This window comes from Ochrobactrum sp. XJ1, from assembly GCF_024701725.1.
GTDB lineage: Bacteria > Pseudomonadota > Alphaproteobacteria > Rhizobiales > Rhizobiaceae > Brucella > Brucella anthropi.
In genome coordinates, this window is the sequence record NZ_VDGD01000001.1 from 220,092 (window position 1) to 241,614 (window position 21,523).

Consider the following 21,523-nt stretch of genomic DNA (forward strand, 5'->3'; position numbering starts at 1 on the left):
CCAGTTTGCGTTCGACTGCTGGGTCAAACGTGCAAGTAACGTTCCTTGATGTCCGGGGTGTTCAAAAGGGCGGCGTTGTCACCGCTCCACACCACACGGCCCTTTTCGATGACCACATGACGGTCTGCGAAGCGCGCCAGCGCATCGACATTCTTGTCGATGACGAGGATCGCTTCGCCCTCGTCCTTGATGTTGCGCAGGCAGGACCAGATCTCTTCGCGCATGAGCGGCGACAGGCCTTCCGTAGCCTCGTCCAGCACGACCATTTTCGGATTGGTCATCAATGCGCGACCAACCGCCAGCATCTGCTGCTCACCGCCGGAAAGCTGGTTGCCCATGTTGCGCCGCCGCTCCTTCAGGCGTGGGAACATCCGATAGATGCTTTCCAGCGTCCATTTGGACGAGCGCGCATCCGAACGCCGGGTGGCCAGCAGGTTCTCTTCGACGCTCAGCGTCGGAAATATCTGCCGCCCTTCCGGGACCAGACCGAGCCCCTCGCGGGCAATCGCATAGGGCGGCTTGCCGGTAACGTCATGGCCATTGACGAACACCTTGCCGCCCTTGGGCGGCAGCAAGCCGAAGATCGACTTGATGGTCGTCGTTTTCCCCATGCCGTTTCTGCCGAGGATCGTGACGACTTCTCCCGCACTGACTTCAAAGTCGATGCCGAAGAGAATGCGAGACTGGCCATAGGCGTTCTGGAGTCCTTCGACCTTCAGCATCACGCGGCCTCCTCTTCGCCGAGATAGGCGGCGCGCACATCCGGGTCGGAGCGCACGGCGGCGGGTGTTCCCGATGCGATCACGCGCCCGTAGACGAGGACGCTCACCTGATCCGCCAGCGAGAAAACGGCATCCATGTCATGCTCGATCAGAACCAGCGTATGCGTCTGACGTAATGCGCGCATCAGTTCGACCAGCACCACGGATTCCTCGTGGCTGGTGCCAGCCAGTGGTTCATCGAGCAACAGCATCTGCGCTTCGGTGGCGAGCGCGATGGCAATCTCAAGCTGGCGCTTTTCGCCGTGCGACAGCGCTCCGGCCCGGCGATGGGCGCGGTCGTCCAGCCGGACGCGAGCAAGCGCAGTCATGGCTTGCTCGTTGATATCGGCTTCCTTGTTTGCCGCCTGAAAAAAGCGGAAGCTCGAACCTGATCGTGCCTGAACGGCAAGTGCAACATTGTCCAGCACGCTGAAACCTTCAAGAACCGAGGTGATCTGAAACGAACGTGCAAGGCCGAGATGGACACGATTGGGCATAGGCAGACCGGAAATGTCACGGCCATCGAAGATGACCGAACCGCGGTCGCTTTTGAGATTTCCCGAAAGCTGGTGGATCAATGTCGTCTTTCCGGCGCCATTGGGGCCGATCAGCGCGTGAATTTCGCCGCGTTTGACGGTGAGATTGACCCCATCCGTGACCTTGAGCGCGCCGAAGCTTTTATGCAGGTCATGAACCTGAAGCAGTTCATCCGACATCGGAACCTCCACGCAGCTTGCGGAGCAGCCCGCCGATACCGTCGCGACTGAAAAGCACGACGAGAACAAGGAAAAGACCAAGGCCGAGTTTCCAGTGCTCGGAGAAATGCGCCAGCACCTCTTCCAGCACGATGAAGGCGGTTGCGCCGAGGACCGGGCCGATCAGCGTGCCCATTCCACCCAGCACGACCATGACGATCAGTTCGCCAGAACGCTGCCAGCTCATGAAGGCAGGCGAAACGAACTGGATCTGGTTGGCGAGCAGAACACCGGCAATGGCCGCTGCCACACCGGCAATCACATAGGCGGTGAGCTGAAACGAGAAGGGCGAGAAACCGATGGCGCGCATACGCACCGGATTGTCCCGCGTTCCACGCAGCACACGACCGAACCGTGAATGCACCAGCATGCGGAAGATGAAAAATGCGCCCATCAGAACCGCCAGCACGAAGTAGAACAGCACCAGATTGCTGGAAAGCAGCGTATTGCCGAACAGCGTTGAGCGGGTGGACAGCGTCATTCCATCGTCGCCGCCAAAGGCTGACAGGGAAACCATGAAGAAGAAGGCCATCTGCCCGAAGGCCAGCGTGATCATGATGAAATAGACGCCGCTGGTTCTCAGCGAGATATAGCCGGTGACGAGGGCGAAGAACGCTGCAACAACGATGGCCGCAACCAGCTGGAGGATCAGATCGTCGATGCCATAGCTGGACAGGATGCCGACTGCATAGGCGCCGATCCCGATATAGGCAGCATGGCCGAAGGAAACGAGCGCGCCGTAACCCATGATGAAATTGAGCGAAAGCGCGGCCAGCGCGAAGATCATGATGCGTGTCACGATCACGAGAAGAAAGCTGTCGTTCAATACGGATGCGAGAAGCGGAACGATTGCAAAGGCGGCGAAGACCAGCCACGGGCCCGCATCCAGCAAAGGCGAGGTTCGGCTCTTTGCCGTTTCCGGCATGGCGGTATCGCGGGTGCTGTTATGGGTAATCTCGCTCATCGGGTTCCTCCCTGCGCCGGGAAGAGACCTGTCGGACGGAAATAGAGCACAGCTGCCATCAGAATATAGGTGAGCATCGGCACCAGCGTGCGGCCCATCTGGGAGGCAGCGGCCGGATCGAGCAGATTGCGGAGCAGCATCGGTCCGAAGGTGCGGCCAAGCGTATCGACGAGGCCAACGGTGATGGCCGCAACGAAAGCACCGCGCACGGAGCCGACGCCGCCGATCACGATGACGACGAATGTGAGGATCAGGATGGAATCGCCCATGCCTGGATCAACGGAGAGAATGGGGGAGATCATGCCACCGGCAAAGCCTGCAAGCATCGCGCCAAGTCCGAAGACCACCATGAACAGGCGGCGTATATTGATGCCCAGAGCCGAGACCATGTCGCCATTGGTCGCTCCGGCACGCAGCAACATGCCGATGCGCGTGTGATTGACGAGGACATAAAGACCCGCCGCCGTGGCGAGGCCAGCAGCGATGATCAGCAGGCGATAGACGGGATAGCGCAGGTTGCCAAAGAGCTGGATGGAACCGGATAGGGAATCCGGCATCGGCACGCTGAGCGGAGCCGCGCCCCAGATGATCTTCACGAGTTCGTTCACTATCAGGATCAACCCGAATGTAGCCAGAACCTGATCGAGATGGCTGCGTTCGTATAATCGTCGAAAGACCAGTACTTCCAGCACAATGCCGATGACAAGGGTGACGGGCAGGGCGATCAGGATGCCGTAAAAGAAGCTGCCTGTCATGGCAGTGAAAGTCGCAGTCAGATAGGCGCCGACCATATAAAGAACGCCATGCGCCAGGTTGATGAGGTCCATGACGCCGAAGATCAGTGTCAAACCGGCTGCGACGAGAAAGAGCAAAATGCCAAACTGAATCCCGTTAAGGGACTGCAGCAGAAAAAGATTGAGCATGGGGGACGTCCGGAACTCGTTGTACTGAAGTCCGTTTCACGCCAGACAAACTGGCGTGAACTGTTTCAGACTTGGAAATTGAGAGGACTGGGCTCATCGGAGCACCCGCCTTCCACCGGGTTACATCTTGCATTCAGCTGCGTAATTATCCTTGTAATCGTTGAAGACCGTTTCAACGTAGGACGTGGCGAACTGGCCGTCGTCACGCTTGACGACTTTGGTCAGGTAGAAATTCTGGATCGGAAAGTGGTTGTCGCCAAAGCTGAATTCACCGCGCGGCGAGGTGAATTTCGCGTCTTTCATGGCGGCCCGCAAGGCATCCTTGTCGGCAATATTGCCGTTGACCTGCTTGACGGCCGCATCGATCAGCATGGCGGCGTCATAAGCCTGCACTGCAAAAGTCGCCGGAATGCGCTTGAATTTGGCTTCATAGGCGGCGGCAAATTCCTTGGCTGGTGCGGAATCAAGATCCGGCGCCCAGTTCGAACCGGCGAAGAAGCCAACTGCCGCATCCTGCTGCGCGGGCAGGGTGGTCTCATCCACGGTGAATGCCGAGAGGAACGGAGTGCCTTCAAGACCGGCCTGACGATACTGTTTGACGAAATTTACGCCCATGCCGCCGGGCAGGAAGGCGTAGACGGCGTCAGGCTGTTCGGCTGCGATCTGGGCGAGTTCTGCCGAATAGTCGAGCTGGCCAAGCGGCACATAGATTTCCTGCGCGACTTCGTTCTTGTAGGAGTGCTTGAAACCGGCCAGAGCGTCCTTGCCAGCCTGATAATTCGGGGCGATCAGCACGACGCGCTGGTAGTTCTGCTTTTCGGCATATTTGCCGGAAACTTCATGCATCTGGTCGTTCTGATAGGAGGTGACGAACAGATTGGGGTTGCAATCCTTACCGGCCAGATTGGACGTGCCTGCATTGGTCGAGATCAGAAACGTGCCGGAATCGGTCGCCGGCTTGACGATAGCGTTCAGGACATTGGAGAAGATGGGGCCTACGACAAAATCCACTTTGTCGCGCTGGATCATCTGCTGGACCTTGTTGACGCCGATATCCGGCTTCTGCTCATCGTCCTGAATGATGATTTCAGCATCGAGGCCGCCGAGCTTGTTGCCCAGCTTGTCCATGGCAAGCAGAAAACCGTCGCGGGATTGTTCGCCCAGCAAGGCCGCTGGCCCGCTCAGCGTATAGATCAAACCGATCTTGATCTTGCCTTCTTCGGCCTGCGCGGTTCCGTTCAACATGGTTGCGGCGAGCAGCGCGAAGGCCGCTTTCGTCGAAATTTTCATTGTTCCACCTCGATTGCAGCGTTCTGCTTTGTCTTATTTTTCTTTCGCATTATCCGGCGCAAAACCGCTTCACACTTTTGCTGGAAATGCTCTGATACCCGGCAGATGTACTCCCATACTTCTGCCGGGCGGATGCATTATTCTGCTGGAGCGGGCAAAAATTCAACCTCGTGTGCCGGTGCAATGCGAACTATTTCGGCAGGATCACCGACATTGTCGATGCGAACGAACAGATCCCAAAGTTTTGCGGTCGGCGAAACCCAGAAAACGCACTTCACTGGCTGCTCGGTCTTGTTGAAAATACCGTGCGACACGTTGCGTGGTAGGCAGACGAGATCGCCAGCTTCGGCAACGGCTTCCTTGCCGTCGAGAAGCAGGTCGAAGCGTCCTTCCAGCACGTAGATGAATTCTTCCTGCGTGGTGTGGATATGTGGCGGAACGAAAGTGCCGGGAGGGAAGGTTGCGTGCCAGGACATGGAGCTTTCGCAGACATGCTTGGGCACATAGGTCTGACCGAGAATATGCCAGACAACACCGTCCACGGAGGAACCGGATTTGGTCACGCCAGCTTGAAGAACAGTCACTCGAATTCCCTTTCATTAGAGCGCACCCCGAAAAGTGTGAAACGGTTTTCGGAAAAGATGCGCGTTAAAAATTATTCCGACGCAGGTTTCAGGCAGAGGCCCGAGACACTCCCCGATTGACTTGCTGTGTTGAAAAGCCAGCCTTTGCGGCATAGCCGCGAACAATGGCTTCGCGCTCGGCAAAGCTGATGACGCCGTCCAGATCGGCAACACCGGATGGAGCGCGGCGTTCAACCTCATCGATGACGCCTTCCGGGCCGCCCAGCCGGTTGAGCCGGACGATTTCCGCCGTCGCGGGCAGCCGGATTGCCTGATAGGCCGCCAGCGCCGCGCGACCGTGCTCCGCAGCGGCAAGATGGTCGGCAAGCGTGCGTGCGTCGATGATCGCCTGGCTCGCGCCGTTCGACCCCACCGGATACATCGGATGGGCGGCGTCGCCGATCAGCGCCACGCGGCCATCCGTCCACCAGCGGGCGGGGTCGCGGTCGCACATCGGATATTCGAAGAATGTATCGGTTGCGCGCACCAAAGCGGCAAGGTCCACGACATTGATGCCAAATTTTTCGACATGGGGCATCAGTTCTTCATGCGTGCCGCGACGGCTCCAGTCCTCGCGCTTCGGCGCAGGCGATCCGTCGGCGCCGGGACGATAGGTGACGACCCAGTTGTTGAGAATCTTGCCGGGCGTGGTGCCCTTGGCTATCGGGTAAAGCACCAGCTTATACGTAAAGCCGCCAGCGACGATCATGGTGCGACCGTCAAGGAACGGATCGCTTTCAACAGCGCCGCGCCACATCATGACGCCGTTCCATTTGAGACCGGCTTCGTTCGGGAACATCTGATGTCGAATGACGGAATGAATACCGTCCGCGCCGATAATGATGTCGGCAGTTGCCGAGGTAATTTTTGAACCTTCGGCAAAATGAACCGTGGCAGAACCCTCGTTCTGGGTGTAGCCCACGCAGCGCTGGTTCGCGATGACGGCATCCGGTCCAAGCCGTTCGATGACGGCATTATAAAGCAGTTTCTGCAAATAGCCGCGATGGATTGAGAACTGAGGCACATCATAGCCTGCATCGATGCCGCGGGGCTCGCGCCAGATTTCCTGGCCCTGCCGTGTAGCGTAAATCAGCTCTCGGGTGCGGATGCCGGTGGCGTCCAGCGCGGGCAGAAGGCCGATTTCAGCCAGTTCGCGGATGGCGTGCGGAAGGACATTGATACCAACGCCCAGTTCACGGACTTCCGGTGCTGCTTCGAAAATCTGGCAGTCAATGCCTCGTGCGTGCAGCATCAATGCCATCGTGAGGCCACCGATGCCCCCTCCGACGATAATCGCTTTCATTCGCGGTTCCCTTTTTCGTGGCTGCTCTTTGGCGCCTGGGACCAACGATAAAAGCGGGAACAATGCTGTCTATCACCAAAACGCCATTCCTAACAGGAAACCGCCAGAAACGCGCTTTCGTGCAAAATTTTCGTGGCGCTTGCGCTCTCGCTCCAGCGTGATACTTTAATCTTAAAATAAAATGCTCTCTAAATGAGATACGGGGAATATCGTGATGCCGACTACGAGCTATATGCACAGGCTTTCGCCGTCCATCGATTCGTTCCAGGACACCATGTCGGGTCTCCTCAGGCCTTGCCGCATCTCGAAAAAATCCAGCCGGACCTACCGGACGGAAGTTTCACATGGGCGCATGCGTCCCTTCGGCCTGACTGCGATCCGCATTGGCGGCCATGCCCGCATCGAAGTCGAAGCGCATAACGACATGACTTTGTTGCAGGTTCCGTTGCAGGGTATCTTTGTCTCGCGCGACCGGCGCGGTGACGAGCTGTTGTATCAGTCCGGCATGAATGCGCAGCTGGTCGACGCGCATTCGGCGATTGATCTCGAATTTCACCCTTCCACGCGCATGCTGATCTTCAGCCTGAACGATACCCAGATCGATATTCTGGGGGGCAAGGAATTCATCGAGCAGTTTACCCATAACAAGCGCGTCGTATCCTTCGATACTCTGGTGGGGCATGCCTTCTATCAGCTGGCGCATTTCGTCATAAACGAGATCGAGAAGGATAAGGAAGCATTCTTCCATGGCGGTCTGTCGGAGCGGCTCGAAGACAGCCTGATGGCATCGCTTGCGGCGGCGCTCGACACGCAGCCGCGCGCAAGGCCGCTGACGAGTGCGGTTCCGAGCTATGTCCAGCGTGCTGAAAAATTCATGCTCGACAATCTCGACAAGCAGCTGACCTTGCAGGAGCTTGTCGATGCAACGGGCACCAGCGCACGTACCTTGCACCGCACATTTCGCAGTGTCCGGGGCAACACGCCGCTCGGCGTGTTCAAGAACATGCGGCTGGACAAGGTGCATGCAGAGCTTGTCCGCGGCCATGCCGGGCCGGGGGATATCACGCGTATCGCCATGGCCTGGGCTTTCAATCATATGGGCTTGTTTTCAGCGGATTACCGACAGCGCTTCGGCTATCTCCCATCGGAAACCGTGCGCCGCGCGCAATGATCCTTCGGTAGAAACGCTTCGGGCGGCACCCCGTATATTGAATTTCCGGCTGGACTGTGGTGCTGCACGCCGCCAACCTCAGGCGTGCCTGTGCCGGGAGCAAAGCCCCGGGGCCTGCTCGGCGAGCATATGTTCTTGCAAATCAGAAACACTATCACTGCCGACCGTATAGACGGTAGGACGGCCGGTCGGTTACCTTGGCTCTTGAGATTTGAACCGGAGATGAAGCCTTCATGATCAAGGGTATAGCGCTGCTATTGTTGTTTCAGCTGCTTGGCGAAAGCTTTATCTTCATGAGCGGGCTTCCTATACCGGGCCCCGTTGTGGGGCTCGTGCTTCTGTTCGTTGCCATGCAACTGTGCAAGATATTCGACTGGGGTATCTTTGCCGAAGCAGAAACGGCGGCCGATGGTTTTCTTGGTAATCTCGGCCTGCTTTTTGTCCCGGCGGGGGTCGGAGTGGTGGCTATGTGGAGCCAGATTCAGGGGCAGGCCACGGCAATTCTGGCTATCGTGGTGATCTCGGCAATTCTCACATTGGCGGTGACGGTCTGGACCTTCATTCTTGTGCAACGCTTCATGGGGCGGAGGTAGCGTCATGAAACATCCACTGGAACTATGGGTTTACCTTTCAGCATCACCTTTGCTGTGGCTCACTCTCACATTATGCGCATGGATCGCGGCGACGCATATTTCCGTTCGACTGAAGCGCCATCCATTGGCCAATCCTGTACTGATTTCCATCGTGCTGCTTTCCAGCCTGCTTGTGATTTTTGATGTTCCCTATGGACGATTCTTTGAAGGAGCCCAGTTTATCCACTTCCTGCTCGGTCCAGCCACAGTAGCCATCGCCGTGCCTCTATTCCGCCAATGGCATCAGGTGCGGCAAGCGCTGATCCCAATGGGAGCAGCGCTGGTCGTCGGCTCCTTCTTTGCGGTTCTTTCCATTGTGGTGATGGGTAAATGGGCCAATCTCTCCAATGAAGTGCTGATTTCTTTTCTGCCAAAATCCGCAACTGCCGGGGTTGCCATGGCGATCTCTTCCACACTTGGCGGCACACCGTCGCTAACCGCGGTATTGGTCGTACTTACCGGTATCATCGGCGCACTTGTCGTCACCCCTTTCATGAATGCCATGCGGATAAGGGATTACGCCGCACGTGGATTTGCTGTTGGGCTGACGTCGCACGGTATCGGAACTGCACGTGCTTTCGATGTCGATGAGACGGCTGGGCTCTTCGCCGGGATTGCCATGGCGCTGAACGCTATTGCAACGTCACTCGTTGTGCCGCTGCTCGTCAAATTGTTCCTCAGCTGAAACGCCGACGCGGTATTCCAGCGGGTGGCTGATTGATACTAAAGCGTATTCCGAAAAATGTGGAACGATTTTCGGAACGAGATGCGTGTTGAAGCAAACCGTTAGAGCTTCTCATAGCCACGCGAGCCGTTTGGCTCGCTGGCTGGCACTACGGCCTGGTGCTATGCAGTTCGGATTACGGTACTCAATGTCCCATAGGTAGGACGGCTGCCTACGCTGAATCGAAACTGCACAGGATGCTACATATTTTCGGGGCGCATCTGGCAGTTGACGGCTGCGCTCCGTTCTCCGTGAAGCGATAACAGCTTCTCAAGCCTGACTCATCAGAAGTGACAAAAATGCCGGGCTATAACCCGGCGTTCTCTTGCAACGTTCCAACCGACAAGCACAGCTCGCTTACCGGAATTGTCGCGGCGGCTTATTTGCCGGATGCCATCGTGTTGTAGCTGGTAATCAGGTTGCGATAATCTGGAATGTGGTTTGCAAACAGCGTACCCAGACCTTCAATATCGTTGCGCCAGTCGCGATGCAGTTCACAATATCTGGTTGTGCTGGACGGTGCCGGGATCGTGCAGCTGCCAACCATGATGATCTGGCGTGACCTTGCCGCAGGCACATTGGTGCCTGTCTTGCCCGAATGGCGCCCGGCTGCGGGCATCGTCCATGCAGTATTTCCATCCAGGCGTGGCCTGCTGCCTTCGGTGCGTACCCTGATCGACTTTCTGGCGCGGGAATGCGCCGTTCAGCGCAAGGCCATCGACGAAACTATTCTTTAGCCAGCGGCAGACCATACGTCGGAGAAGGTCTCTGGGTCGTCATGACCTGTGTTCGCTTGCGGATAAAGCGGCATACTCTTCGACCAAAAAATCGAGAAGCGCGCGCACCGAAGGCAGCAGGCCACGCCGCGAAGGAAAGGCAGCATGGATGATGCCGCTGCGGGGTGCCCAGTCGGGCAGAAGATCAACCAACCGCCCAGCCTTTATATCATCCCGGACAACCATTGTAGGAAACTGGCAAACGCCGATGCCTTGAAGAGCGGCCAGCCGCAGCGCAACCATATCTTCCGTGATCAGCAGCGGTTGATAGGGAATTTCAGCCGTGGTGCCGTTCGGACCAAGCAGGTTCCATTCAAAACTGTTGTGGGATGATCCCCAGGCAAGGCCGGGCATGTCGACGAGGTCGGCGGGGACGGCGTTGCATCCTTCCTTGACGAATACAGGGCTTCCCACCAGTCGTTGCTCGCTTTCCGCCAGCTTGCGGATGACGAGATCGCTATCCTCGAGCGGTGGAAAGCGGACGCGGATAGCGAGATCGAAGCCTTCGCGGATAACATCCACGCGCCGGTTTGTGCTTTCCAGATGTATCTTTACCTTTGGGTATCGCGCCATGAAACGGGCGATCATTTCACCGACCTGGAAATAAATGACCGATGCCGGGCAACTCACCCGCACCGTGCCTTGCGGTTCTGTGCGCATTCTGTCGATCACATCCAGTGCGGCATCGGCCTCAACCATCATCGCCAGACAATGGCGATAAAATTCCTGGCCGATATCCGTCACGGCAAATTGTCGGGTGGTGCGCTGGATAAGCCTGACACCGAGATCATCTTCCAGCAGGGCGATCCGGCGGCTCAGCCTGGAGCGCGGCATATCCAGTTTTCGGGACGCAGCGGAAAAGCCGCCTTGCTCCACGACTTCCACATAAAGCCGCATATCGTTGAGATCAGCCATGGCCGGGCCTTTCATTGTCCTGTTTTCAGGACAGTATAGCCTGAACTTCGATCTACCGGTCAATTTGTTCCAGATTTATTTTGCTCTCAGACAGTCAATTCAGTGTCCGCAAGGCAACGAAATAAATCGGGAAGATCGAGATGAGACAGGTTATCGGCATTTACAGCAGCTCATCGCCCCATTGGGTGGGTGATGGATTTCCGGTTCGCTCCATGGTTTCCCATGCGACAATGGGCGAACACATCAGCCCCTTCTTGCATCTTGATTATGCCGGGCCGGAACAGTTTGCACCCACGGCAACCCCGCGCGGTGTTGGCAGCCATCCCCATCGCGGTTTTGAAACCGTGACCATTGTCTATCAGGGCGAAGTTGAACATCGCGATTCCACTGGAAGCGGAGGCATGATCGGTCCCGGTGATGTACAATGGATGACTGCTGCCGCCGGGATTTTGCACGAGGAGCGCCATTCGAAGGCGTTTACCGAACAGGGAGGCACGCTGGAAATGGTGCAGCTCTGGGTCAACCTGCCTGCCAAGGACAAGTCCGCGCCCGCCACTTACCAGACGGTGCTCGATCGGGATATTCCGACCGTGGCCCTGCCGGATGAAGCTGGAATTGTCCGTGTCATAGCCGGGAACTATGCCGGACATGCCGGACCGGCACGCACCTTCACGCCGATTGATCTATGGGACCTGCGCCTGAAACAGGGCGGAAGCGTTGTGTTTGATCTTCCCGATCAACATACGACCGGCCTGGCAATCTTGCGCGGAACGATCACCGTCAACGGCAACAGATCGGCACGGGATGCGCAATTCGTTCTGCTCGACCGAAAGGGTGGCAGTTTCGAGATTACGGCTGACAGCGACGCAACCGTCCTTCTGCTGAGTGGCGAACCGCTTGGCGAGCCTGTCGCCATGCGTGGCCCTTTCGTCATGAACACAAATGAAGAATTGCAGGATGCTTTCGCGGATTTCCGAACAGGGAAATTCGGCACCATTCCTGCCTGATCCATTCCCCTGGTGTCAGTATGAACCACGGGTATCCCCGGACCGGAAATGCTTTCGGCCCTGAATACGTCCAAGCCTGAAGAAGGAGACAAAAAATGAGCAGCCCAGCTAACTTTAATGGCCAGCGTCCGGTTATCGACCCCAACGACGCTGTCATGCTTCTGATCGATCATCAGAGCGGCCTGTTTCAGACCGTCGCAGACATGCCGATGCCTGTTTTGCGCAATCATGCGACCGCGCTTGCCAAGATGGCCACGCTGACCAAGATGCCGGTCATCACCACGGCATCCGTGCCGCAGGGCCCCAATGGTCCGCTGATCCCCGAGATTCATGAGAACGCCCCTCATGCCAAATATGTAGCGCGCCGCGGCGAGATCAACGCATGGGACAATCCGGATTTCGTTGCTGCCGTGAAGGCCACAGGCCGCAAGACCCTGATCATCGCAGGCACCATCACCAGCGTTTGCATGGCCTTCCCGGCAATCAGTGCCGTTCAGGATGGTTACAAGGTTTTCGCCGTGGTGGACGCATCCGGTACCTATTCCAAGATGGCGCAGGAAATCACGCTCGCTCGTGTTGTTCAGGCCGGTGTCGTGCCGATGGATACGGCTGCGGTGGCTTCGGAACTCCAGAAGACATGGCATCGTGACGATGCGCAGGAATGGGCCAATGTCTACACCAAGATTTTTCCTCCCTACCAGCTTCTCATCGAAAGCTACTTGAAGGCGCAGGAAGTCGAAAAGAACCACGAACAGCTCGATTCACAGCGTGGCTGATTGTGATTGAAATACAAAAGGGCGGCATTACCTGCCGCCCTTCTTCTTGTCCTCAAGTTGATATGAAAACCGCATTGCGCAATGAATGTACGCAATGCGGTTCAATGTTCAGCCTGTCGTGTCATCCCACGGATTTCCCGACAGTGTTTATGCGCAAGGCTTACTTCTGCCAGCTCTTGACCAGTTCATCGTAATTGACCGTAACCGGCTTTTCTTTTTCGTTCTCGATCTTCAGCTGAGGAGCGAGGTTACCCTTGGAAACGGCATCCTTGTTCCAGTACTCGATGTCATGTTCCTCGGCGAGCTTCGGTCCGATGTCGCCCTGTACCCCCGCACGTTCCAGACGCGAGAGAACTTTTTCCTGTTCGGCGCAAAGTGAATCCATCGCTTCCTGTGCCGTTTTTGCACCCGACGATGCATCACCGATCGCCTGCCACCAGAGCTGAGCCAGCTTTGGATAGTCAGGCACGTTGGTGCCGGTTGGCGACCACTGGACGCGGGCCGGCGACCGATAGAACTCGACCAGACCGCCGAGCTTCGGTGCCCGATCCGTGAAGCTTTGATGATGGATGGACGAGTCGCGGATGAAGGTCAGACCCACATGGCTCTTTTTCACATCGACCGTCTTGGACGTCACGAACTGCGCATAGAGCCAGGCAGCCTTGGCCCGGTCATCCGGGGTGGACTTCATGAGGGTCCAGGAACCCACGTCCTGATAGCCCAGCTTCATGCCGTCCTTCCAGTAGACGCCATGCGGGGAGGGGGCAACACGCCATTTCGGCGTGCCATCCTCGTTCACGACCGGCAGGCCGGGCTTGGCCATATCGGCGGTGAAAGCCGTGTACCAGAAAATCTGCTGGGCGATGTTGCCCTGCGACGGAACCGGACCGGATTCGGAGAAGGTCATGCCTTGAGCTTCTGCCGGAGCATAGGCCTTGATCCAGTCGAGATATTTCTGGATGGCGTAGACCGAAGCTGGTCCATTGGTATCGCCGCCGCGGGCTACGCATGAGCCGACCGGACGCGACTGGTCATCAACCTTGATACCCCATTCATCGACCGGCAGACCGTTTGGCAGTCCCTTGTCACCGTTGCCAGCCATGGAAAGCCACGCATCGGTAAAGCGCCAGCCGAGAGACGGGTCCTTCTTGCCATAGTCCATATGGCCGTAGACCTTTTTGCCGTCGACATCGCGACCGGTGAAGAACTCGGCGATGTCCTCATAGGCAGACCAGTTGACGGGTACGCCAAGATCGTAGCCGTACTTGGCCTTGAAGTCGGCCTTGTTCTTCTCGTCGTTGAACCAGTCGTAGCGGAACCAGTAGAGGTTTGCGAACTGCTGGTCGGGAAGCTGGTAGAGCTTCTTGTCCGGAGCCGTCGTGAACTTGCTGCCGATGAAATCGTCCAGATCGAGGCCCGGATTGGTGACATCCTTACCTTCATTGGCCATGAAGTCGGTGAGGTTGCGGACCTGCTGATAGCGCCAGTGCGTGCCGATCAGATCGGAGTCGTTGACCCAGCCGTCATAAAGATTCTGGCCGGTCTGCATCTGGGTCTGAATTTTTTCGACGACGTCGCCTTCCTGAATAAGGTCATGCGTGACCTTGATGCCGGTGATGGCGGTAAATGCGGGCGCCAGCACCTTCGATTCATAATCATGGGTGGTCAGCGATTCCGAAACGACCTTGATATCCATGCCCTGGAAAGGCTTGGCCGCATCGATGAACCACTGCATTTCCTTTTCCTGATCGGCGCGCGACAGGGATGAAAGGTCGCCAATTTCCTTGTCGAGAAATTGCTTCGCCTCATCCATTCCCGCTGAAGCTGCCCCTGTCATTGCCAGCACGATAAGTGCTGTAGTCGTCATTAGATGCCGTCGCATGTTGATCCTCCCAAAGCTTGCGAGTGCATTGCATATCGACTTCCGGGCGCGGTTTGTCCCCCGAGCCCATTTTGCGCGGAGCGGAAACCTTCCGCTCCGGATTTCTCACACAAAGCGGAATACGCCGATGGCGTAGACCACTGAAATGGCAAGAGCCCACCAGAGGTTCGGACCAACCAGCCCGAGCCATGCCAGATTGATGAATGCGCTGCCGAGCAGCGAGATAAACAGGCGGTCGCCGCGTGTTGTCTCGAAGCGCAGGATACCATTGCGCGGCGAGCCGCCGGGCGAGATATATTCCCACACGCCCATGCCCAGCAGCAGAAATGCTATGGCGCAGAAAAACGCCGCCGTCTGCCAGGTCCAGGCCATCCATGAGAAGTCGGGTATATGAAACATCGTCATACCCTCCCCAGGGCAAAGCCCTTGGCGATGTAATTGCGAACAAACCAGATCACCAACGCACCGGGTATCAGCGTCAGAACACCCGCCGCAGCGAGCAGCCCCCAGTCCATACCGGCAGCAGAAACGGTGCGTGTCATCGTGGCTGCAATGGGTTTCGCGTCTGTCGTCGTGAGCGTGCGGGCGATGAGCAATTCCACCCATGAGAACATGAAGCAGAAGAAGGCTGCCACGCCGATGCCGGATGCGATCAGGGGCATGAAGATCTTCACGAAGAACTTTGGAAACGAATAGCCGTCGATATAGGCTGTCTCGTCGATTTCCTTCGGTACGCCCGACATGAAGCCTTCCAGAATCCACACCGCCAGCGGCACATTGAACAGACAATGCGCCAGTGCGACCGCGATATGTGTATCGATGAGCCCGAATGCCGAATAGAGCTGGAAGAACGGCAGGGCGAACACCGCCGGAGGCGCCATGCGGTTGGTCAGGAGCCAGAAGAACAGGTGTTTGTCGCCCAGAAACCGGTAGCGCGAGAAGGCATAGGCTGCAGGCAGCGCCACCGAAACCGAAATCACCATGTTCATGACCACATAGATGATCGAGTTGATATAACCCGAATACCAGGCGGAGTCGGTGAAGATGGCGCGATAGTTCTGCAATGTTGGCTCATGCGGAAAGAGCGTCAGCGACGTCAGGATTTCCTGATTGGTCTTGAAGCTCATATTGATGAGCCAATAGATCGGTATCAGAAGCAGAACGATGTAGATTGTCGGTATCAGCCAGCCGAACCGCGACCTCTCACGTCTGCTCGATTTTTGTCGGACGGCGTTTGAGACCGGTGCAATTGCAGGTGCACTGCCCACGGAAGTTCCCTGTATGGCGTTCATCTCACACCTCCTGATCGTGACTGGTCATGACGGTGTAGAACACCCATGACAGCAGCAGGATGATGAGGAAGTAGATCAACGACATCGCCGCCGCCGGTCCAAGATCGAACTGACCCAGCGCCATCTTGACCAGATCGATCGACAGAAATGTTGTCGAATTGCCCGGTCCACCGCCAGTCACCACGAAGGGCTCGGTATAGATCATGAAACTGTCCATGAAACGGAGCAGGACGGCGATCAGCAAAACGCGCTTCATCTTCGGCAGCTGGATGTAACGGAACACTGAAAACCGCGAGGCTCCGTCGATCCTGGCTGCCTGATAATAGGCATCCGGAATGGATACGAGACTTGCATAGCACAACAGCACCACGAGGCTGGTCCAGTGCCATACGTCCATGATGATGATCGTCACCCAGGCGTCGAACGGATCGTTGACATAGTTGTAGTCCAGCCCCAGCCAGTTGGCGTAGTAGCCGAGCAGGCCGATGTCGCTGCGTCCGAAAACCTGCCAGATCGTGCCGACCACGTTCCACGGGATCAGCAGGGGCAATGCCATGGTGACCAGACAGACGGGGACCCAGAAGCCCTTTTTCGGCATGTTGAGCGCAATCAGGATGCCGAGCGGTATCTGGATCGCGAGGACGATGAACGAGAAAATGAGATTGCGCCAGAGCGCATCCCAGAAACGACCGGAGTGAAGAATTTGCTCGAACCAGTCCGTCCCGGCCCAGAAGAACTGGTTGTTGCCGAACGTATCCTGCACCGAATAGTTCACCACCGTCATCAGCGGAATGACGGCGGAAAAGGCGACCAGCACCAGCACCGGCAGGACCAGGAACCAGGCTTTGTTATTCCAGCTTTTTTCCATGGTCAGCCCTCCATTCCCACGCGCCAGGAATCCGCGAATATGCCGATTGCTTTCGGATCGAAGGTCACGCGCGGTTCGGCTGGTATCTCGTCGTCCTCGCCGATCACGACGGCGAGTTTCTGCCCCTCGAAGCCTGCCCGCACGATGCGGTAGCGCCCGATATCCTCGATCTTGTCGATGTGGATTGGCAGGCCTTCGCGACCGAGCCTGACAAATTCCGGCCGGATGCCCAGTTCGATGCTTTTTGCATCGCCAATCTGCGGTATGCCGGGCAGTGGAATGGCCTGCGCGCCGACTGTGGCAGTCTGGCCGTCGATCCGTGCTGGCATGAGGTTCATACCCGGCGAGCCGATGAAATAGCCAACGAATGTATGCTTCGGGCGCTCGAACAGTTCGGCAGGCGTGCCGATCTGCACGATTTCTCCGTTATGCATCACCACGACCTTGTCGGCGAATGTCAGCGCCTCCGTCTGGTCATGTGTGACATAGACCATCGTGAAACCCGATTGGCGGTGCAAGCGTTTCAGCTGCGAGCGCAGCACCCATTTCATATGCGGATCGATAACCGTCAGGGGTTCATCGAACAGGATTGCGTTCACATTCGCGCGTACCAGTCCCCGACCGAGCGAAATCTTCTGTTTCTGATCTGCCGTCAGTCCGCGTGCGCGTCGCCCGGCAATGCCGCCGAGATCGGTCATTTCCAGAATATCCTTGACGCGACGTTCCACTTCCGCTTCCGGCATCCGTCGGTTGCGCAACGGAAAGGCCAGATTGTCGAACACGGTCATCGTGTCGTAGACGACGGGAAACTGAAAGACCTGCGCAATGTTGCGGTCTTCGGTGGCAAGGCCGGTTACGTCCTGCCCGTCGAAAAGGATGCGCCCCTCAGTCGGTTGCAGCAGGCCGGAAATGATGTTGAGCAGGGTTGTCTTGCCGCAACCGGACGGGCCGAGCAGCGCGTAGGCGCTGCCGTCCTCCCACTCGTAATTGACCATGTTGAGAGCGTATTCGCCTGCGGCTTGCGCCTTCGCATTATAAGCGTGGCGGATATGATCGAGAGTGATACGTGCCATCGTCGCCCTCCTATGCCGCCAAACCAACCGTGCGGCCAACCGCGCGGCCAGTTTCATCGAATGCCATCAGGTGTCGCGTGTCGAGGTAGACCTCGATTTCGCGGTCAGGCTCGACGATCTGGATACCGTGCGCCAGCATGACCCAGCGGTCGCCTTCGTAATCGAGATGGATAAAGCTTTCCGATCCTGCGATCTCGGATACCAGCGTGCGGGCCCGAATGGGAACCGTAGCGTTTTCCGCCGGACGGACCAGCAGATGATGTGGCTGAAACGCGATCGTCAGTGGACCGTCGCTTATATCAGCCAATTGGCTTGGTACGGCAATGGCCGGGCGGTCGGCGCGCAGGAAACGATCCCCCGACTTGACCATGCGTGCTGTGTTCAGGGGCGGGTCGGCAAATGTTCGTGCCGTGACGAGGTCGAGCGGGCGGCGATAGACATCGATTGTGCGCCCGAACTGCGTGATGCGGCCTTCTGAAAGTGCCGCCGTATTGCCGCCGAGCAGCAGTGCTTCCGAAGGTTCGGTTGTTGCGTAAACAAAGATCGCACCGGATTCGGCAAAGATGCGCGGCAGCTCTTCACGGAGTTCCTCACGCAGCTTGTAGTCGAGATTGGCCAGCGGTTCATCGAGGAGGACGAGATTGGCCTTTTTCACAATGGCCCGGGCAATCGCAGTGCGCTGTTGCTGTCCGCCGGAGAGGTTAAGCGGTGTGCGGTCCAGATAAGGCGTCAGCTTGAGAAGGTCTGCCGCCTTGCGAACCTCGCTGTCGATCTCCGACTGTGCCTTTCCGGCGATGCGCATCGGCGAAGCAATGTTTTCATAGACCGTCAGAGCCGGGTAATTGATAAACTGCTGGTAGACCATCGCCACATTGCGCTTCTGCACGGGCATGCCTGTAACATCCTGTCCGTCGAACAGGATCGAGCCTTCACTTGGCTTGTCCAGACCCGCCATGAGGCGCATGAGCGAGGTCTTCCCGGACAAGGTCGGTCCGAGCAGCACATTCAGGCTCCCGCGAGGCAGTACCAGACTTGTCGGATGGATATGGGTGGCTCCACCAACCGTCTTCGAGATATTTCGCAATTCCAGCATATGTCCCGAGGCCTCCTCCAACCGTCGGAATTATTGCGCTTATTGGCAATTCCTCTCAATATGAACTTCCAGGGACTGTGCCTTATCCCTTATGAGCAATCCGTGTTCTGCGGACCGCTTCCACACTTTCTCAGGAAACATGCAAGTTCCAACGACAATCCGGGCGCTGTTAACAGGATGTTTCCCAACGGATTTCATCCAGCTTAACACAACACCGAACCCGGCGCTCAATGAGCGCGAGCCAGCAGATGCGGCAGCGCGACCGTGATCTTTAACGCTTGAACAAACTCGGTTTGGATGACTTCGACAAGCACGCAGCTTGTCGCTTTGGCGATGGTGCCGAACACCGTTATCGCCACTGTCCGAGAAGAGGGCATGCGCACTCGTAACTGACATGTTCCTCCCCCTGTTCACACGTTCGGCCATTGCGAGTGTGAAAGCCAAACAATGAAAATCGAAAACAAAAAGAAAGTCAAATGAAGATAATTGTTTCACTTGCGAAATGTGGGCAGACCGTCGCGCGCCATGTGAAATGGTGGCTGTCGGTATAGCCATGGTCCGTGCAGAGCACGTTTCCAGCAGCGGATCCATATAAGCTCAAGTTACCCGCACGGAACCCGAAGGGTGCATTACACCCAAACAGATGTAGACAAATTACCGGCTCTTCTTTTGCGTCATTTGACGGCACAATAGCCATGGAGCCGAATATTTCTCAACACCATTGGGAATTGGGCCCGGCGAGGAGAAATGGTGATGAATGAACTACGTCCCATATCCAACGAGACCCTCACTGCAGGTGGTGTTCAAGGTACGTCTTTAACTACCGCAGCCGGACATCTGGCGCTCGTGCCGACATGGCTCCCTTTCGGTGTCGCTTCAGGCACAACTGGCAATTCCGCTGGAAGCGGTGGAATGGGACTGAGCGTCGGTGTGATAAGCAGCGACGCATCCGCTGTGTTCGTTCCGTCCAATACGGCAATTGCCGGTCCGGGAGCCGGGGCGGGCGCGGACCAGTTCAACAATGCATTGATTAATCAGCATGTCGTTGAAATGGCTGGAATGGGGGGAGACGGCGGAAACGGCAACGCCGTGATCGGAGGTACAGAAGGCGCGACCTCCAATCATGCAGGAAGCGGTGGCGCCGGGGTTTTCTTCGGGGGACTTGTCAGCTCTGACGTCGCGGTTTTTGCTCCCGTCAATGCTGCGGTTGCAGGCGGATCCAATTCCGTAGCGTCTGCCAACCAGACCAACAACGCTGCCTTCCTGCAAGGCGCGGACCAGATGGCGGGTATTGGAGGCTCGGGTGGAGACCATAATGCCGCCGGGTCCGTTTCGGCCTCTCCGATACATACAGACGCTGGAAATTCCTATTATTTCACCGGTGATAATTATGCGGGTCATGGTGGCGCGGGTGTTTTTGCCGGCACCATGATCGATGTGAACGTGGCGATCTTCTCCCCCATCAATATCGCTGTCGCTGCCGCTGGCGGCAATGCAGAGGCGCACCAGACAAACAACGTGATTTTCGATCAGGGCGGCACGCAGATTGCCGGGATCGGCGGTAATGGCGGCGGCTTCAACATGGCCTCGGACACAATTTTCACCGGCAATACAGCTGCAGGAAGCGGTGGTGACGGTGTTTCCCTGGGCAGTATGGTGGACGTGAATATCGGGTATTTCCACCCGATCAATATTGCAGTTCCCGCTGGCGGAACCGCTGATGCCCAGCAGATAGACCATCTGCTTGTCGATCAGCATGCTTTACAGATTGCCGGTATCGGTGGTTCAGGCGGCTACGATAATCTGACCGACACAAGCCATGATGCGCTTCTTGCAAACGACATTCTTGGCCTTCTTCACGCTTGATACATTCCGGTCTGGCCCACCCTAAAGTAGGTACCCGAATTTCTAGCTAGTCCCGCAACATCAACACGCGCACTCTTTGGAACGCGGTCGGTAACGCGATTTTGCCAATCTCTTATCTGGGAATGCCGACCACCAAGACTGATGTTCAATCCGAAACAGGGCTGGGGCTCAACAGGGAGGAATTAAACAATGCCTATTCCGAGAGTTTCCGACACAATCCATCTCAGTGACGTTTATGCAGGCGACGCTAATGCCGGTAACGGTGCTGATGGCTATAATTTTGGGAATATCAATTACAATCCAAGTGCAGTCGTGGCCAATACGCAAAACGTAACAGGCGCAGCCGTTGATGTGCATAGTGGCGATTCCCCGTGGTTAAACGCCAGCTGGGACGCAGGCCATGCCGGAGATGGCGGCGGAGCCGATGCAGCGAATGGCTTTCTCGCCAACATCACCAACAATGGTGCTGGCGGTGCTGGCGGCGACGCGAATTCCAACGGCAGTCTGGGTTCTTCGAGCGGCGGCAATGTAGCAGCCGGTCAGGCGGACACCAGTGCCGTTCAATATACCGAACTTCTGGCCGACCAGCACGCAACGATCCTTGCAGGGGTCGGTGGCAACGGCGGCGATGGGAACATGGCTCGCGGCGGTGATATTTCCTCTGCGCTCGTGCACTCCAATCCGGAAACGACGACCACAACAACCACTACGACGACCAACGATATCGCGAACTTTGTCGACAGCTTTAACGACAATTTTCACGATATCGATCTGAGCCACTTGCCGCTGTGATCGGCGATTGGCTTTTGCTGGGTAGTCGAGAAATCCG

The 21,523-nt window shown here is 56.9% G+C and carries 23 protein-coding genes; 8 read left to right on the forward strand and 15 right to left on the reverse strand.

The features are described from left to right. Nucleotides 1-23 precede the first annotated feature (23 nt). The 7 genes from FG152_RS01120 to FG152_RS01150 form a co-directional block, all read right to left on the reverse strand. Entirely contained in the window at nt 24-722 is a 699-nt protein-coding gene (locus FG152_RS01120) for an ABC transporter ATP-binding protein (RefSeq protein ID WP_010659183.1), read from the reverse strand. After that, a complete protein-coding gene (locus FG152_RS01125) occupies nt 722-1,477 on the reverse strand; it encodes an ABC transporter ATP-binding protein (RefSeq protein ID WP_010659182.1) in 756 nt (251 codons plus the stop codon). Before FG152_RS01125 ends, FG152_RS01120 begins: the two co-directional genes overlap by 1 nt. Further along, nucleotides 1,467-2,480, reverse strand: coding sequence for a branched-chain amino acid ABC transporter permease (locus FG152_RS01130; protein WP_010659181.1), 1,014 nt, complete (start codon nt 2,478-2,480; stop codon nt 1,467-1,469). The genes FG152_RS01125 and FG152_RS01130 overlap by 11 nt, the downstream gene beginning before the upstream one ends. Further along, the gene (locus tag FG152_RS01135; RefSeq protein WP_010659180.1) at nt 2,477-3,403 is read right to left on the reverse strand and encodes a branched-chain amino acid ABC transporter permease; all 927 of its coding nucleotides are present in this window, start codon (nt 3,401-3,403) and stop codon (nt 2,477-2,479) included. Before FG152_RS01135 ends, FG152_RS01130 begins: the two co-directional genes overlap by 4 nt. 120 nt (nt 3,404-3,523) lie before the next feature. Next, nucleotides 3,524-4,693, reverse strand: coding sequence for an ABC transporter substrate-binding protein (locus FG152_RS01140; RefSeq protein WP_010659179.1), 1,170 nt, complete (start codon nt 4,691-4,693; stop codon nt 3,524-3,526). Nucleotides 4,694-4,830: 137 nt separating this feature from the next. Then, nucleotides 4,831-5,277 (reverse strand): cupin domain-containing protein, encoded by a 447-nt coding sequence (locus FG152_RS01145; RefSeq protein WP_010659178.1) that lies wholly within the window; start codon nt 5,275-5,277, stop codon nt 4,831-4,833. Between the two features lie 88 nt (nt 5,278-5,365). Next, nucleotides 5,366-6,619: a flavin-dependent oxidoreductase gene (locus FG152_RS01150; protein ID WP_010659177.1), complete on the reverse strand. Its 1,254-nt coding sequence runs from the start codon at nt 6,617-6,619 to the stop codon at nt 5,366-5,368. Nucleotides 6,620-6,833: 214 nt separating this feature from the next. Here FG152_RS01150 and FG152_RS01155 point away from each other — a divergent pair, with 214 nt between their 5' ends. The 3 genes from FG152_RS01155 (at nt 6,834) to FG152_RS01165 (ending at nt 9,107) form a co-directional block, all read left to right on the forward strand. Further along, nucleotides 6,834-7,790, forward strand: a complete 957-nt coding sequence (locus FG152_RS01155) for an AraC family transcriptional regulator (RefSeq protein ID WP_010659176.1) — start codon at nt 6,834-6,836, stop codon at nt 7,788-7,790. Nucleotides 7,791-8,023: 233 nt separating this feature from the next. Further along, a complete protein-coding gene (locus FG152_RS01160; RefSeq protein ID WP_010659175.1) occupies nt 8,024-8,383 on the forward strand; it encodes a CidA/LrgA family protein in 360 nt (119 codons plus the stop codon). A gap of 4 nt (nt 8,384-8,387) precedes the next feature. Further along, nucleotides 8,388-9,107 carry an LrgB family protein gene (locus FG152_RS01165; protein WP_010659174.1) on the forward strand — a complete coding sequence of 240 codons (720 nt, stop codon included), beginning with the start codon at nt 8,388-8,390 and terminating at the stop codon, nt 9,105-9,107. A gap of 418 nt (nt 9,108-9,525) precedes the next feature. Here FG152_RS01165 and FG152_RS01170 read toward each other — a convergent pair whose 3' ends face one another. Further along, nucleotides 9,526-9,693, reverse strand: a complete 168-nt coding sequence (locus FG152_RS01170) for a hypothetical protein (protein ID WP_010659173.1) — start codon at nt 9,691-9,693, stop codon at nt 9,526-9,528. Between FG152_RS01170 and FG152_RS01175 the strand changes: the two genes are divergently transcribed. After that, a complete protein-coding gene (locus tag FG152_RS01175) occupies nt 9,620-9,883 on the forward strand; it encodes a LysR substrate-binding domain-containing protein (RefSeq protein WP_235691746.1) in 264 nt (87 codons plus the stop codon). The genes FG152_RS01170 and FG152_RS01175 overlap by 74 nt on opposite strands. 39 nt (nt 9,884-9,922) lie before the next feature. On the opposite strand, the gene FG152_RS01180 is transcribed toward FG152_RS01175, so the two are convergent. Next, complete coding sequence (locus tag FG152_RS01180) at nt 9,923-10,837, reverse strand: LysR family transcriptional regulator (RefSeq protein ID WP_029376006.1); 915 nt, start codon at nt 10,835-10,837, stop codon at nt 9,923-9,925. Between the two features lie 140 nt (nt 10,838-10,977). Between FG152_RS01180 and FG152_RS01185 the strand changes: the two genes are divergently transcribed. Together FG152_RS01185 and FG152_RS01190 are read left to right on the forward strand one after the other, a co-directional pair. Beyond that, nucleotides 10,978-11,844 carry a pirin family protein gene (locus tag FG152_RS01185; protein WP_010659170.1) on the forward strand — a complete coding sequence of 289 codons (867 nt, stop codon included), beginning with the start codon at nt 10,978-10,980 and terminating at the stop codon, nt 11,842-11,844. 95 nt (nt 11,845-11,939) lie between these two features. After that, complete coding sequence (locus tag FG152_RS01190) at nt 11,940-12,620, forward strand: hydrolase (RefSeq protein ID WP_010659169.1); 681 nt, start codon at nt 11,940-11,942, stop codon at nt 12,618-12,620. A 160-nt stretch (nt 12,621-12,780) separates the two neighbouring features. Here FG152_RS01190 and FG152_RS01195 read toward each other — a convergent pair whose 3' ends face one another. From FG152_RS01195 to FG152_RS01220, 6 genes are all read right to left on the reverse strand, one after another. Then, the gene (locus tag FG152_RS01195) at nt 12,781-14,502 is read right to left on the reverse strand and encodes an ABC transporter substrate-binding protein (RefSeq protein ID WP_010659168.1); all 1,722 of its coding nucleotides are present in this window, start codon (nt 14,500-14,502) and stop codon (nt 12,781-12,783) included. 105 nt (nt 14,503-14,607) lie between these two features. Next, nucleotides 14,608-14,901, reverse strand: coding sequence for a DUF2160 domain-containing protein (locus tag FG152_RS01200; RefSeq protein WP_029376005.1), 294 nt, complete (start codon nt 14,899-14,901; stop codon nt 14,608-14,610). Between the two features lie 2 nt (nt 14,902-14,903). Then, nucleotides 14,904-15,794: a carbohydrate ABC transporter permease gene (locus FG152_RS01205; protein ID WP_010659166.1), complete on the reverse strand. Its 891-nt coding sequence runs from the start codon at nt 15,792-15,794 to the stop codon at nt 14,904-14,906. Between the two features lies 1 nt (nt 15,795). Beyond that, nucleotides 15,796-16,662 carry a carbohydrate ABC transporter permease gene (locus tag FG152_RS01210; RefSeq protein WP_010659165.1) on the reverse strand — a complete coding sequence of 289 codons (867 nt, stop codon included), beginning with the start codon at nt 16,660-16,662 and terminating at the stop codon, nt 15,796-15,798. A 2-nt stretch (nt 16,663-16,664) separates the two neighbouring features. Next, nucleotides 16,665-17,735, reverse strand: coding sequence for an ABC transporter ATP-binding protein (locus FG152_RS01215; RefSeq protein ID WP_010659164.1), 1,071 nt, complete (start codon nt 17,733-17,735; stop codon nt 16,665-16,667). A gap of 10 nt (nt 17,736-17,745) precedes the next feature. Beyond that, entirely contained in the window at nt 17,746-18,828 is a 1,083-nt protein-coding gene (locus tag FG152_RS01220) for an ABC transporter ATP-binding protein (RefSeq protein WP_010659163.1), read from the reverse strand. Between the two features lie 753 nt (nt 18,829-19,581). Between FG152_RS01220 and FG152_RS01225 the strand changes: the two genes are divergently transcribed. Together FG152_RS01225 and FG152_RS01230 are read left to right on the forward strand one after the other, a co-directional pair. Next, nucleotides 19,582-20,694, forward strand: a complete 1,113-nt coding sequence (locus tag FG152_RS01225) for a hypothetical protein (RefSeq protein WP_010659162.1) — start codon at nt 19,582-19,584, stop codon at nt 20,692-20,694. Between the two features lie 189 nt (nt 20,695-20,883). Further along, a complete protein-coding gene (locus FG152_RS01230; RefSeq protein ID WP_010659161.1) occupies nt 20,884-21,486 on the forward strand; it encodes a hypothetical protein in 603 nt (200 codons plus the stop codon). Nucleotides 21,487-21,523 lie beyond the last annotated feature (37 nt).

What these genes read in the sequence shown, in the direction of transcription:
- FG152_RS01205 (WP_010659166.1), bottom strand. Translation starts at nt 15,794, where the DNA reads ATGAACGCCATACAGGGAACTTCCGTGGGCAGTGCACCTGCAATTGCA.
- FG152_RS01165 (WP_010659174.1), top strand. Translation starts at nt 8,388, where the DNA reads ATGAAACATCCACTGGAACTATGGGTTTACCTTTCAGCATCACCTTTG.
- FG152_RS01160 (WP_010659175.1), top strand. Translation starts at nt 8,024, where the DNA reads ATGATCAAGGGTATAGCGCTGCTATTGTTGTTTCAGCTGCTTGGCGAA.
- FG152_RS01180 (WP_029376006.1), bottom strand. Translation starts at nt 10,837, where the DNA reads ATGGCTGATCTCAACGATATGCGGCTTTATGTGGAAGTCGTGGAGCAA.
- FG152_RS01225 (WP_010659162.1), top strand. Translation starts at nt 19,582, where the DNA reads ATGAATGAACTACGTCCCATATCCAACGAGACCCTCACTGCAGGTGGT.
- FG152_RS01120 (WP_010659183.1), bottom strand. Translation starts at nt 722, where the DNA reads ATGCTGAAGGTCGAAGGACTCCAGAACGCCTATGGCCAGTCTCGCATT.
- FG152_RS01185 (WP_010659170.1), top strand. Translation starts at nt 10,978, where the DNA reads ATGAGACAGGTTATCGGCATTTACAGCAGCTCATCGCCCCATTGGGTG.
- FG152_RS01230 (WP_010659161.1), top strand. Translation starts at nt 20,884, where the DNA reads ATGCCTATTCCGAGAGTTTCCGACACAATCCATCTCAGTGACGTTTAT.
- FG152_RS01215 (WP_010659164.1), bottom strand. Translation starts at nt 17,735, where the DNA reads ATGGCACGTATCACTCTCGATCATATCCGCCACGCTTATAATGCGAAG.
- FG152_RS01220 (WP_010659163.1), bottom strand. Translation starts at nt 18,828, where the DNA reads ATGCTGGAATTGCGAAATATCTCGAAGACGGTTGGTGGAGCCACCCAT.
- FG152_RS01150 (WP_010659177.1), bottom strand. Translation starts at nt 6,619, where the DNA reads ATGAAAGCGATTATCGTCGGAGGGGGCATCGGTGGCCTCACGATGGCA.
- FG152_RS01210 (WP_010659165.1), bottom strand. Translation starts at nt 16,662, where the DNA reads ATGGAAAAAAGCTGGAATAACAAAGCCTGGTTCCTGGTCCTGCCGGTG.
- FG152_RS01130 (WP_010659181.1), bottom strand. Translation starts at nt 2,480, where the DNA reads ATGAGCGAGATTACCCATAACAGCACCCGCGATACCGCCATGCCGGAA.
- FG152_RS01140 (WP_010659179.1), bottom strand. Translation starts at nt 4,693, where the DNA reads ATGAAAATTTCGACGAAAGCGGCCTTCGCGCTGCTCGCCGCAACCATG.
- FG152_RS01190 (WP_010659169.1), top strand. Translation starts at nt 11,940, where the DNA reads ATGAGCAGCCCAGCTAACTTTAATGGCCAGCGTCCGGTTATCGACCCC.
- FG152_RS01135 (WP_010659180.1), bottom strand. Translation starts at nt 3,403, where the DNA reads ATGCTCAATCTTTTTCTGCTGCAGTCCCTTAACGGGATTCAGTTTGGC.
- FG152_RS01155 (WP_010659176.1), top strand. Translation starts at nt 6,834, where the DNA reads ATGCCGACTACGAGCTATATGCACAGGCTTTCGCCGTCCATCGATTCG.
- FG152_RS01195 (WP_010659168.1), bottom strand. Translation starts at nt 14,502, where the DNA reads ATGCGACGGCATCTAATGACGACTACAGCACTTATCGTGCTGGCAATG.
- FG152_RS01170 (WP_010659173.1), bottom strand. Translation starts at nt 9,693, where the DNA reads ATGGTTGGCAGCTGCACGATCCCGGCACCGTCCAGCACAACCAGATAT.
- FG152_RS01200 (WP_029376005.1), bottom strand. Translation starts at nt 14,901, where the DNA reads ATGTTTCATATACCCGACTTCTCATGGATGGCCTGGACCTGGCAGACG.
- FG152_RS01125 (WP_010659182.1), bottom strand. Translation starts at nt 1,477, where the DNA reads ATGTCGGATGAACTGCTTCAGGTTCATGACCTGCATAAAAGCTTCGGC.